This is a genomic window from Cupriavidus sp. SK-4, from assembly GCF_000611125.1.
Taxonomy (GTDB): Bacteria; Pseudomonadota; Gammaproteobacteria; order Burkholderiales; family Burkholderiaceae; genus Cupriavidus; species Cupriavidus necator.
The window spans coordinates 55206-66919 of record NZ_JFJW01000146.1 but is presented as its reverse complement, the minus strand read 5'-3'; the positions used below and the strand labels follow the sequence as shown (position 1 = coordinate 66919).

The window sequence follows — 11714 nt, the reverse complement described above, 5'->3', positions numbered from 1 at the left end:
CGGGCCGCCGGCAGCGGCCGCGGCCGGATCCGCCACGCCGCGAACATCGCGCTGGCGATCACCACGCCCACGGCCAGGAAGGTTTCATCGAAGGCACGGATGCGCGCCGCCTGCACGGCGGCGTCGCCGGCCTGGCCCAGCACCGCGCCGTGTTCCGCCAGCCGCCATTGCAGCCCCACGCCCGCCAGGCTCACGCCGATGGCGCCGCCCAGCTGGCGCAGGAAGTTGATGCAGCTCGAGCCCTGCGCGATCAGCGTGAAGTCCACCCCCCGCATTGCCCCCAGCGTCAGCGACGGCAGGATGCAGCCCAGCCCGATGCGCCCCAGCACCGCCAGCGCCACCAGCACCAGATAAGGCGTGGCGCGCGACCCCAGCGCCATCAGCAGGAACGACAGCGACAGCAGCGCCAGCCCGAACGACACCTGGATATGCGGCGCGATCTTGTGGGTGAAGCGCCCCGATACAGCAATCGTCAGCGCCAGCACCACGCCCGCCGGGAACAGCACCAGGCCCGCGCGCGACGGCGTGTATTCCAGCGCCATCTGCATATAGACCGGCAGCAGGTAGGTCGAGCCGAACAGCCCCGCGCCGTAGATAAAGGCCACCACCGCCCCGGCCGCGAACTGCCGGTAGCTATAGAGCCGCAGATTCATCAGCGGATGCGCCGCGCGCAGCTGCCACAGTACGAACGCCGCCAGCATCAGCACGCCGAAGCCCAACAGCGCCAGGCCCGCGGGCACGCTCTCGCGCATCTCGACCACGCCGTTGAGCAGGCTTACCGTGGCAATGCCGGCCAGGCCCAGCCCGCGCCAGTCCAGCGGCTGGCGCTCGCCCATCATGATCGAGTCCACCGCCATGAAGCGCCGCGCCATCAGCACGCCGATCAGCGTCAGCGGCACCACCACGAAAAAGATTGAACGCCAGCCGAAGGCCTCGACCAGGAAGCCGCCCAGGCTGGGCCCCAGCGCGGGCGCCAGCACCACGCCAAAGCCGAACATGCTGATCGCCTTGCCCTGCTCGCGCTCTTCGAACACGCGCAGGATCAGGATATTGGGCAACGGCTGCATGATGCCCGCGGCAATGCCCTCGGCCACGCGCATCGCGATCATCACGCCGTAGGTCGGTGAAAAGCCGCCAAAGAGCCCGCCCGCGCCCAGCAGCAGCGAGGCCCCCAGGAAGGTGCGGCGCAGCCCGTAGCGGTTCAGCAGCCAGGGCGTCAGCAGCATCGACAGCGTCATCGCAACCATGAAGCTGGCCGCCACCCATTGCGCGCGCTCCTGCCCCAGCACGAAGTGCCGGCTCAGGTCCGGAATGGCTACGTTGATGATGGTGGACGAGACGATCGACGAGATCGTGCCCAGCATCAGCGTCACCAGCACCAGCCAGCGCAGCCGCTCGCCGTAGCGCGCACGCAGCGCCAATCGGGTCGGCAGACCCGGCCGCTGGCCGGAACCCTCCGGCGTGGCGGGGCCCTCGCTCACCCCAGCCGTCCGGTGTCAGCGATCTCGCGGATCTTGCGGACGGTGTCGATATCGGCCTCGTGGTAGGCGGATTTGACGATCTCGGCGTAGCGGTCATCGCCGCTGGCGTCGACCGCCGGCATGGTGGTGTCGTAGACAAAGCGCAGCAGCAGCGCGCTCGGGGCCGGGGTCTCGATCGCCATGGTCAGCGTGCCGCCGGCATGCTCGGCCGTGGCCGCGGTTTCATAGCGCACCTGGCGGCGCGGCTCGAACACCACATGATCCTGGATCGACGCCTTGCCAAAATGCAGCACGCGATCGATCCAGTTGTCGCCGCGGCCGACTACCTCGGCGCGGTCCAGGCCCAGCACGAAGAGTTCGGGAGACTCGGCGCGCAGCACCAGCCCTTGCCACAGCTGGTCAGGCGTCAGCGGATCCAGTTGAGGATTGCCCGGATCGTTGATCTCAACCAAGTGCTCGAAACGCAACTTCATTCTCCCTGTCTGCAGTGATTCGATATTATGAAGTCTCCGCGTGTTCGGGAGACCTTTTTGTCTGCGCGGTGCAACATGGCTTGACACGGGCCATTGCTCTTTATCGACCAAGATCCACGCCAACTGGAGTCCCGCATGAGCGCCGCGCCGCTGGCCGAAACCGATCCCCTGCAGATCCTTGTCTACGCCGACTCGCTGTCATGGGGCATCGTGCCCGGCACGCGCCGGCGCTTGCCCTTCCCGGTGCGCTGGCCCGGCCGGCTGGAGCTGGGCCTGAACGCCGACGGCGGCACCCCGGTGCGCATCATCGAAGACTGCCTGAACGGCCGCCGCACGGTCTGGGACGATCCCTTCAAACCCGGCCGCAACGGCCTGCAGGGGCTGGCGCAGCGCATTGAAATCCACTCGCCGCTGGCCCTGGTGGTCCTGATGCTGGGCAACAACGATTTCCAGTCGATGCACCCGCACAACGCCTGGCACGCCGCCCAGGGCATCGCCACACTGGTGCAGGCCATCCGCAGCGCGCCGATCGAGCCGGGCATGCCGGTGCCGCCGGTGCTGGTCGTCACCCCACCCCCGATCCGCACCCCGCGCGGGCCGCTGGCGCCCAAGTTTGCTGGCGGCGAACATAAGTGGACGGGCCTGCCGCAAGCCGTGGCCGAGGTCTGCACGCAACTGGGCTGTCCGCTGTTCGACGCCGGGACCGTGATCCAGAGCAGCGAGGTCGACGGCGTGCACCTGGATGCCGACGCGCACCTGGCACTCGGCGACGCGCTGCGCCCGGTCGTGCGGGAGCTGTTGCGCGGCTAGAGCGCCGTTCCTGGCACCTGCCTGCGGCCGGCTGAAACATCACTCCTGACAGCAGGTGTCAGGAGACCCGGCGCACAATGCGGCCGCTCTCACACGGAACGCCGCCAGGAGGCTGTCATGGAGTTGCTGATCAATATCGATGTCGACGATTTGCCGCGCGGCATCGACTTCTACGCGCAGGGGCTTGGCCTGAGGCTGAACCGCAAGCTGTTCGACGGCACCGTTGCCGAAATGCTGGGCGGCAACACCCCCATCTACCTGCTCGCCAAGCCCGCCGGCACCCGCCCCACCACCCGCGCCGATACCCGGCGCGACTACCGCCGCCACTGGACCCCGGTCCACCTTGACTTCGTCGTGGCCAACCTGGAACAAGCCATCGAACGCGCGCTGGAAGCCGGCGCCGAGATCGAGGACTGGCCGCAGGACTTTGACTGGGGGCGGCAAGCAAGGCTGTCGGACCCGTTCGGGCATGGGTTGTGTTTTATCGAGTGGAAGGGCCAGGGATATGGGGCGCTGGCCGGCTGAGCCAGTGGCGCACCGTCACCGTGGCGCCAATGACTACCGGCAGCAGGCCGGCACCGTTTCGCGTCCCGGTGACTTTTCAGCGCAAGACTGGCCTGATCCTGCTGGATCAGCTCTGGACCGTGGACAAATCCCGGCTGGTCAGGCGGGCCGGCGGACTGAGTGACAGGATCGTGGAGGACACCTTGCGGACATTGCGCGAAGTCTTTGCAGACTGAGCCGTGACCCAGAAGCATTTAATGCCGGCAATCTGGCGTCATTTGGATTCATAAGCATATGAAAAACAAATAGACGCCAGATTCATTCCTACAGCGCCATCTGGACGCAATTGCGTTAATCTGTGGCCCTCGCCCCGGTCAGGCGATCCCTGCCCAGGCGACTGTCTCACTCGCCACATAACCAGAATATCTCCAGAACTCCTATGCGCAGCACGTCTCTCATCAAGCGCCTGGCGGTCGCAGTGTCCGCCCTTGGTTTTATCGCCGCCGGCAGCGTCTCGGCCCAGGAACAGACCATCCGCGTCGGCACCGTCAGCGGCCCCGATGCCGAAGTCTGGCAAGTCGTCCAGAAGGTGGCCAAGCGCAATGGCCTGAACGTCAAGGTCGTGGAGTTCAACGACTACGTGCAGCCCAACGCCGCACTGGATGCCGGCGACCTGGACGCCAACAGCTTCCAGCACCAGCCCTACCTGGACAGCCAGGTGAAGCAGCGCGGGTACAAGATGCAGAGCGTGGGCTACACCTATATCTCGCCGCTGGGTATCTACGCGAAGAACCTCAAGTCGGCGAAGGACCTGCCGCAAGGCGCCAAGGTGGCCGTGCCCAACGACCCGTCCAATGAGAACCGCGCCCTGCTGCTGCTGCAGTCGCAAGGCGTGATCAAGCTGAAGGCAGGCGCCGGCGCCAATGGTGTCAACGCCACCCCGCTGGACGTGGCCGAGAACCCGAAGAAGCTGAAGCTCGTGGAACTGGATGCAGCGCAGCTGGCCCGCGCCCTGCCCGATGTCAGCGCCGCCGTGATCAACACCAACTACGCGCTCGCGGCCGGCCTGCAGCCGACCAAGGACGCGATCGCGCTGGAAGACATCCACAGCCCGTACGCCAACATCATCGTCGTGCGCACGCAGGACAAGGACAAGCCGTGGGTCAAGAAGCTGGTGGCAGCGTACCAGTCTGAAGACGTGCGCCAGTTCATGAAGGCCCAGTACAAGGGCGCGATGGTGCCGTCGTTCTGATTGCCCGTGGCGCAGCCGGATCGCCGTAACGCGGTCCGGCCAGCGATGCTGCGTGTGCCCGCCGGAGGTGCTTGCAAATTTGTGAACCTTCGGTAAAATGCGCCGCTCACCTTGCCCAGGTGGCGGAATTGGTAGACGCACTAGGTTCAGGTCCTAGCGGTGGCAACACTGTGGAGGTTCGAGTCCTCTCCTGGGCACCAGAGATTCAAGCAGAAAGCCCGCACGAAAGTGCGGGCTTTTTGTTTTTGCGGCCGCCAACCGATATTGAAGCGGCTTAGCGTTTTTGCGGCTGCCCCAGAACCGGGGGCGCCGGTGGCGGCAGCGGCGTGGCAACCGGCTCCAGCCCGGTCGTTCGCACGATGGTGGCTGCCGCCGGGGACGCCAGGAACTGAACAAACCGCGAAGCCGCCGCGCTCTGGTGGCCCGCCACCATCCCGGCGGAGAAGAAGACCCGCTGCTGCAGTTCGGCTGGCAGCGGGCCGACGAAATCCAACTCCTTGAACGGCAGCAGCTCGCTGACTTGCTGGAAGCCGATTTCCGCATCGCCGCGGGCCACCACGGCGCCGACGCGCTCGCTGTTGATCTTGCGGGCCTTGTCCTTGATCTGGTCCGCGACGCCGAGCCGGTGGAACAAATCACCGGACAGGTAAGTCCCGCTGGCGCTGGCTGAATACGCAATCGATTTAGCGTTGAGCAAGGTCTGCTTCAAGCCCTCTGCGGTGCTGATATCGGGCTTGGGCGTGCCCTTGCGGACCGACATGCCGATCAGCGACTGTGCCAGGTCCACCCGGCTGCCCGCTGCCACCTTGCCCTCCGATATCAGCTTGTCGAGACCCGAGTCCGCCAGGATCACCACATCGAAGGTCTCGCCGCGTGCCAGCCGGCTGGGGATGGAATCGGGTGCATTGCCCATCGACGCGCCGTAGGCGGTGATGATCCGGTCCTGCGTGGCGGCTTCATACAGTGGCACCAGTTGCTGGTATGCCGCGGTGAAGCCGCCCGAGGTAATCACACGGATATCGTCTGCCCAGGCGGGCGCGGCCAGCCATACCAGGAAAACCAGTGCGGCCTTTCTGGCGGCCAGGGCGGTCAGCTTCATTTCGTCTCCAAGATTTCGTTGCTGGCGCCGCAAGAGCGCCAGTCTTCCTCGTTTTTCTGCATTGCCAGAGTATTCGCGTAACACTATTCTGTGAATTGCAATGTTCTGATGATTTCATGCATGTCACGCATCAATTTCGCACTTGAGGATTTGCAGGCATTTATCGCCACGGCGGAGAAAGGCAGTTTCCGGGTGGCCGCCGAGACCCTGCATATCTCGCAACCCGCGCTGAGCCGCAGGATCGACAAACTTGAAAAGACGCTCGGCTCACGCCTGCTCGAACGCACCACCCGCCGCGTGGAGATGACACACGTCGGCAGGCAGTTCCTGGAGGAAGCGCGGACTGCCCTGGATATTCTCGACAGCGCCGTGTTCCGCCTTGGTGACGAAGCCGCGCTCCGGCGCGGGCTGGTGACGGTGGCGGCGATACCGTCTGCCGCGGCACATCTGCTGCCCGATGCCATCAGCGTGTTTGCAGCCCGTCATCCTGGCGTGCGCGTGCGCGTGATCGACGAAAGCGCCAACGCGGCGCTGTCCAGCGTGCTGTCGGGCGAATCGGACTTCGGGCTCAACTTCATGGGTTCCCAGGAACCCAATATCGAGTTCCGCCCGATCCGTACCGAGCCCTATAGGCTGGTGTTGCGGCGCGACCATCCCTGGGCCGATCGCAAGTCTGTCGCATGGGCTGACCTGGCGGGGCAGCGCATGGCCGGCGTGTCCAGGCAAAGCGGCAATCGCGCCCTGATCGAGAATGCCATCGCCCATCTTGAACAGCGCCCGACCATCTATTACGAAGCCAACCACGTCGTTGGCGTGCTGGCGCTGGTGGAAGCCCGCCTCGGTATGGCCGTGCTGCCGGGCCTGGCACTGCCGCGCGATCATCCCCGCCTGTGCGCCATCGCGCTGATCGAGCCTGCCGTGGACCGTGTCCTGGCGCTGATACGCCGTCGCGACCGGGCGTTGCAGCCTGCGGCCAAGGCGCTGTTTGACATCCTCACTTCTGACGCTGAAATGTCCACCGATTGACCAGCAACAGCTGGCCTACCACAGCTCAACTGGATTTCTTGCGCTAAAGCCGGCCGAGGGACTTGCAAAATCCGCAGCGCGCTGTAAAATCCGGCGCTCACCTTGCCCAGGTGGCGGAATTGGTAGACGCACTAGGTTCAGGTCCTAGCGGTGGCAACACTGTGGAGGTTCGAGTCCTCTCCTGGGCACCAGAGATTCAAGCAGAAAGCCCGCACGAAAGTGCGGGCTTTTTGTTTTTGCCGCGGCGAATGCTTCAGTCCTCTGCGCACAGCTTTGCCGCCGTCTGGTCCAGCTGCGCCTTCACCATTGCCAACAGCGAATACACGTTGTGGCAGCCCTCCGACCGCTCGCTCTCGATTTCAACCAGCAACAGGATGGCACTCAGCCCGGCGCTGATTTGCTCAAAGGACTCGATTGTGCCGGCCGGGACGATATGCCGGACATCTGCAGGGTGATGAGTAGACATTTGCATCGCGCTTTTCTCCTTTAGAGAACGCCCGCCTGCCCAAGTATGAAGAAGGTGGCGGGCCAGACAACGGGGGTGACATTGCCGGTGCAACAATGACGGAAAACCGGCCAGCCATAAGGCTGCCCCGCCCGGCCCGCCGTGGAAAACGGCCTGCTCGCGGATTTTTTTTATCTGGTCATTGTTGCTTTGCCGGGTTGTCACCCCTGCTCACCGAACCCTTCGGTGAGGCCTGCAGTTTCTCGCCCCCGCCATCGTGCGGCGATAAGACGTTTCGCATTCGCCACTCCCCGCCCCATCGCCTACAGTATTCCTATCCAAGGGCGCGGCCGAGCCGCCTGACCGAAGAACTGCGGAGAACCACCGTGGGCAAACTGCAAGAGCGTCGCCGTTTCCTGGGAGCCGCGCTGGGCGGCCTGCTGGTCCCTGCCCTGCCCGCCTGCGGTGGGGATGATGACGATCCGCCCAAGCCGCCCGATCCTGTTCCCGAATCCCAGATCACCCAGGCCATCGCCCAGGTCGACAAGCTGGCCGCTGACCTGATGGCCAGTTCCGGCGTGCCGGGCATGGCCGTCGCCGTGGTGCGCGGCAATCAAACCGTTTACGCCAAAGGCTTTGGCCGCAGGCTGGTAACCGACCCCGCGCCGGTTGATGCCGACACCGTGTTCCAGCTTGCGTCGGTGTCAAAGCCCATCGGGGCAACCGTGGTGGCCCGGCAGGTCGGGCGCGGCGGCATCAGTTGGGATACGCCAGTGCGCACGCACCTGCCCTGGTTCGCGCTCTCGGAAGCGGAAGTCACGGAAGCCGTCACCATTGGCGATCTCTACGCCCATCGCTCCGGCCTGCCCGACCACGCCGGCGACCGCCTTGAAGACATGGCCTACGACCGCCAGCAGGTCCTGACGCGCCTGCGCTTCCTGCCGCTGCATCCGTTCCGTGCGGTCTATGCGTACACCAACTTTGGCATGACCGCCGCCGCCGAGACCGTGGCCACCGCGGCCGGCATCGACTGGGCCACGCTGTCCGAACAGGCCATCTACCAACCGCTGGGCATGGCGCGCACCAGTTCGCGCCATGCCGACTTTGCCGCGCGCGACAACCGCGCCCTCGGCCATGTCAGGATCAATGGCGCCTGGGTGCAAGGCATGGGCACGATGCCGGATGCGCAATCGCCCGCCGGTGGCGTCAGCTCATCCGTCAACGACATGGCGAAATGGCTGGCGATGCTGCTCGCCAAAGGCGAGTTCGCAGGCCAGCGCATCGTCGACGCCGCCGCGCTGGCACCCGCGCTGAGCCAGCAGATGCAGAGCAGTCCGCCCGTCAGCGGACGTCCGGCCGGCTACTACGGCTATGGCTTCAATGTCGGCACGACCGAACTCGGGCTGACCTCCTATAACCACTCCGGCGCGTTCGTGGTGGGCGCGGCCACCAACTTTACCGCGGTGCCGTCGCTAAACCTGGCCATCGTGACGCTGACCAACGGCTATCCCATCGGCGTCCCGGAAACCCTGAACGCACAGTTCTTCGACCTGGCGCAGTACGGCGCCATCCGGCGAGACTGGGGCCAGATCTACGGCGATGCGCTTGCGCCGCTGCTGGCGCCGGAAGGCAGGCTGGTCGGGCAACCGCGCCCCGCCAGTCCGCTGCCGGCGCGCGCGCTCTCGACCTACACCGGCACCTACCAGAACGACTACTACGGTCCGCTGCAGGTGGCCGACCAGGGCGGCACGCTGGTGATGACGCTGGGCGCCACACCGCTGACCTTGCCGCTGAGCCACTGGGACGGCGATGTCTTTACCTTTGCGCTCAACAATGAAAACGCGACGCCGGGCACGATCTCGCAGGCGGCGTTCTCCAGCGACCGCGTGTGGCTGGAGTATTACGACCACGAAGGCTTGGGCATGTTTGTCCGCTAGTACTGCAAGTTGCCAGGCCAATTCATCCAGGGAAGAAAGTCCATGACCAGACTGCGCACCGTTCTCCTCACCACCGTCATTGCCCTGCTCGGCGCCTGCGCCGCGCCCACGCCGCCAGCGGACGCCCAGCGCCCGATGCCGCCCGGCCAGCCCACCGCCGGCAAAGCCGAAGTGCTGTGGCTGGGCCAGTCCGCCACGCGCATCACCACGCCCGGCGGCAAGGTCATCGTGATCGACCCATGGCTCACCACCAATCCCAAGACGCCGCCAGGCTTCAAGCAGCTCTCGGCGCTGGGCAAGGTCGACCTGATCCTGGTCACGCACGCCCACGGTGACCACCTGGGCGATGCCCCGGCCCTGGCCAGGCTGACCAACGCGCCGATCTACAACGGCGGCGGCCTGGGCCAGGCCCTGATCAGCCTGGGCATGGTCCCGGCCGCGCAGGCGCAGCGCTTCGGCAAGAGCGGCACGGTCATGCCCTTTGGCCCGACCGGCCCCAAAATCACCGCAGTGCATGCGGAGCACTCGTCGGAGCTGGCGCTGAAGAACCCCGCCACCGGCAAGGACGAAACCCACTACGGCGGTGAGCCCGTCGGCTACATCATCGAGCTGGAGAACGGCTTCAAGATCTGGCACATGGGCGATACCGGACTGTTCGGTGACATGCGGCTGATCGGCGAGGTTTACAAACCCGATCTCGTGCTGATCCCCATTGGCGGCCATTTCACCATGGGCCCGCAGGAAGCCGCCATCGCGGTGCGCGACCTGATCCGGCCGCGCTTTGCGATTCCGATCCACTATCAGACCTCGCCGCAGTTGAGCGGGACACCGGAGGCGTTCAAGGCGGCGCTGGGCGCCGGCGCTGCGGCAAGCGTGATCGTGCCGCAGCCGGGGGAGAAGGTGGACTTCTGATGACTCAGGAGTCATCGCGCATGAGTGGCTGGCTGGCAAAGGCCGTTGGCGCGCTTGGCTGCGCCCTGGCGTTCCTGGCTGGTCCGGCGTGCGCCGCGGACCCGGCGACCCTGACCATTTCGGCAGGCACGCAGCAGCGCAGCTGGACCCGCGACGAACTGCTGCGCGATCCGCTCCTGGTAGATGTGACGGTGGATGACGACAACCTGAAGCGCCGTCTCACATTCAAGGCCATCCCCCTGACAGCGCTGCTGCAGGGCATGCCGGTGAACGACAGCGCCAGTGCCACGACCGCGGCCAGCGATGGCTATGTTGCCCACTTGCCGATGCGCCTGTTGCTGGCCGAGCGCGCCGACGGGCCACGCGCGTGGCTGGCGGTCGAGAATCCTGCCGCGCCGTGGCCAAGGCTCAAGGACCAGGACATCGGCCCGTTTCGGCTGATCTGGACCGTGCCGTCCGGCCGCGCCGCTGCGGCGATCAACGAGAGTCACTGGACCTACAGCATCGTGCGCATTGACATCACCGCGTCGCCCGCCGAGCGCTATGCAGCGATCCGGCCCGCCGCTGGCCAGCCTGCCGATGGACCGGTCATGCGCGGCTTCATGACCTTCCAGCGCGTCTGCTTCTCGTGCCACTCCCTCAACCGGGTCGGCGATGCCAACCTCGGCCCCGACCTGAACGTGCCGTACAACCCAGTGGAGTACCTGGGCGATGACAAGCTGGCCAGGCTGATCCGTGACCCGCAATCATTGCGCTGGTGGCCGAACTCGCGCATGTCGGCCATCGACGAGAAGACGCTGTCCAACGCGGACCTGAAGGACCTGCTGGCGTACCTGCGTCATATGGCCGGACGCAAGGCGGCCGCGCCCGGCGGCGGGTCCTGACTGCCTTGCGGCCCTGGTGGCCGCCCTGGAGGTTCCAGCGCAGCGATTCCAAATGTCCTTGAGCCCCGCCTCTTCCAGCGTGGGCCCATCGGGCAGGACGCTGGAAGAGGCGGGGCGCACAACTTGCCGGACTTGATGCTTCAGCACCGGTGTCAGGGTATCGAACGATACCAAGCGCCCTTTGGCTCTAAAGAGCAACTCTTGCCGGCCGATATAGACCATTCGATCATCAGACTTGAACTCGCCTTGACCAAGCCCTACAAGGAACTGCTGCTCCTTCTCAGCAAGATCCGTCCAGCCAAAGGAGCTGACCAACAATCGCGCCTCGAGATTCATTGCGCGCGAATTGTCTTCTGGCTCCGTTCAGTTGCCCTCGCTTTGCTCCTGGTCACTTGGGGAGCCGCAGGCTTCGCCGGCTTCTTGTCGACTTCACTTGGGCCAGCATGGCGCATCGGACTCCTCGCCAGCAGCGTCATCACCAGCATCATGGCATTGGCATCCATCGTCGTTGATCTTGTTCCGCTAGTCTATGCACTATGGCGCTTTCGAAGCCGCGACTTCATGCGCCTGCGCCGAGAGGCGCATCACGATGCCGAACATATAGACAGGCTCAGACCTTTTGGGCGGCATACGCTACAGCAAGTTGATCTGCTGCTCAAGGTCCGCATTGAGCGGCTGCAACGCCGTTTCACATTGTTCTTTGGCGGCTCAGACAAGCTCGCCCTATTTGCCCTCGCTGGTGGCGCATGGGTCGCCAGTAAGGAATTGCTATCGACTACCAATTCCTGGCAAGGTCAGATTCTCACCTACGGCCTCGCCTTCCTTGGCGGACTGCCATTGGTGGCCTACTTGTGAACCAGGTTATCCATCGCTATTCCTATCACCGCGATC

The 11714-nt window shown here is 65.1% G+C and carries 12 protein-coding genes, 2 tRNA genes and 1 pseudogene; 11 read left to right on the top strand and 4 right to left on the bottom strand.

Features of this window, described 5'->3' with window-relative positions; translation table 11 throughout:
• The coding region (locus CF68_RS29230) for a DHA2 family efflux MFS transporter permease subunit (RefSeq protein ID WP_035825879.1) at positions 1 to 1481 on the bottom strand (1481 nt) is incomplete at its 3' end.
• Positions 1478 to 1954: an SRPBCC family protein gene (locus CF68_RS29225; protein ID WP_084187514.1), complete on the bottom strand. Its 477-nt coding sequence runs from the start codon at positions 1952 to 1954 to the stop codon at positions 1478 to 1480. The genes CF68_RS29230 and CF68_RS29225, both read right to left, overlap by 4 nt.
• A gap of 135 nt (positions 1955 to 2089) precedes the next feature.
• Between CF68_RS29225 and CF68_RS29220 the strand changes: the two genes are divergently transcribed.
• The 5 genes and pseudogenes from CF68_RS29220 to CF68_RS29200 all read left to right on the top strand — a co-directional run bounded on the left by CF68_RS29220 (position 2090) and on the right by CF68_RS29200 (position 4720).
• Positions 2090 to 2764, top strand: a complete 675-nt coding sequence (locus CF68_RS29220; protein WP_035825857.1) for an SGNH/GDSL hydrolase family protein — start codon at positions 2090 to 2092, stop codon at positions 2762 to 2764.
• Positions 2765 to 2881: 117 nt separating this feature from the next.
• On the top strand, positions 2882 to 3289 hold the full coding sequence (locus tag CF68_RS29215) for a VOC family protein (protein WP_035825854.1): 408 nt from the start codon (positions 2882 to 2884) through the stop codon (positions 3287 to 3289).
• An 8-nt stretch (positions 3290 to 3297) separates the two neighbouring features.
• Positions 3298 to 3504 (top strand): annotated as a pseudogene (locus CF68_RS29210) (type II toxin-antitoxin system PemK/MazF family toxin); the annotation flags it as partial.
• Between the two features lie 203 nt (positions 3505 to 3707).
• Positions 3708 to 4520 carry a MetQ/NlpA family ABC transporter substrate-binding protein gene (locus CF68_RS29205; protein WP_035825852.1) on the top strand — a complete coding sequence of 271 codons (813 nt, stop codon included), beginning with the start codon at positions 3708 to 3710 and terminating at the stop codon, positions 4518 to 4520.
• A gap of 113 nt (positions 4521 to 4633) precedes the next feature.
• Positions 4634 to 4720, top strand: a tRNA-Leu gene (locus tag CF68_RS29200).
• 74 nt (positions 4721 to 4794) lie between these two features.
• Here CF68_RS29200 and CF68_RS29195 read toward each other — a convergent pair.
• Positions 4795 to 5619: a substrate-binding domain-containing protein gene (locus CF68_RS29195; RefSeq protein ID WP_035825850.1), complete on the bottom strand. Its 825-nt coding sequence runs from the start codon at positions 5617 to 5619 to the stop codon at positions 4795 to 4797.
• 120 nt (positions 5620 to 5739) lie between these two features.
• Here CF68_RS29195 and CF68_RS29190 point away from each other — a divergent pair, with 120 nt between their 5' ends.
• Together CF68_RS29190 and CF68_RS29185 are read left to right on the top strand one after the other, a co-directional pair.
• Positions 5740 to 6645 carry a LysR family transcriptional regulator gene (locus CF68_RS29190; RefSeq protein WP_035825848.1) on the top strand — a complete coding sequence of 302 codons (906 nt, stop codon included), beginning with the start codon at positions 5740 to 5742 and terminating at the stop codon, positions 6643 to 6645.
• 104 nt (positions 6646 to 6749) lie between these two features.
• Positions 6750 to 6836, top strand: a tRNA-Leu gene (locus CF68_RS29185).
• 62 nt (positions 6837 to 6898) lie between these two features.
• On the opposite strand, the gene CF68_RS38770 is transcribed toward CF68_RS29185, so the two are convergent.
• Complete coding sequence (locus CF68_RS38770; protein WP_235205926.1) at positions 6899 to 7315, bottom strand: DUF1484 family protein; 417 nt, start codon at positions 7313 to 7315, stop codon at positions 6899 to 6901.
• Positions 7316 to 7476: 161 nt separating this feature from the next.
• Between CF68_RS38770 and CF68_RS29175 the strand changes: the two genes are divergently transcribed.
• The 4 genes from CF68_RS29175 (at position 7477) to CF68_RS29160 (ending at position 11678) form a co-directional block, all read left to right on the top strand.
• Complete coding sequence (locus CF68_RS29175; RefSeq protein WP_035825844.1) at positions 7477 to 9027, top strand: serine hydrolase; 1551 nt, start codon at positions 7477 to 7479, stop codon at positions 9025 to 9027.
• Positions 9028 to 9069: 42 nt separating this feature from the next.
• Positions 9070 to 9939 carry a metal-dependent hydrolase gene (locus CF68_RS29170; protein WP_035825842.1) on the top strand — a complete coding sequence of 290 codons (870 nt, stop codon included), beginning with the start codon at positions 9070 to 9072 and terminating at the stop codon, positions 9937 to 9939.
• A gap of 20 nt (positions 9940 to 9959) precedes the next feature.
• Complete coding sequence (locus CF68_RS29165; protein WP_035825840.1) at positions 9960 to 10823, top strand: cytochrome c; 864 nt, start codon at positions 9960 to 9962, stop codon at positions 10821 to 10823.
• A 246-nt stretch (positions 10824 to 11069) separates the two neighbouring features.
• Positions 11070 to 11678 carry a hypothetical protein gene (locus tag CF68_RS29160; RefSeq protein ID WP_152548572.1) on the top strand — a complete coding sequence of 203 codons (609 nt, stop codon included), beginning with the start codon at positions 11070 to 11072 and terminating at the stop codon, positions 11676 to 11678.
• Positions 11679 to 11714 lie beyond the last annotated feature (36 nt).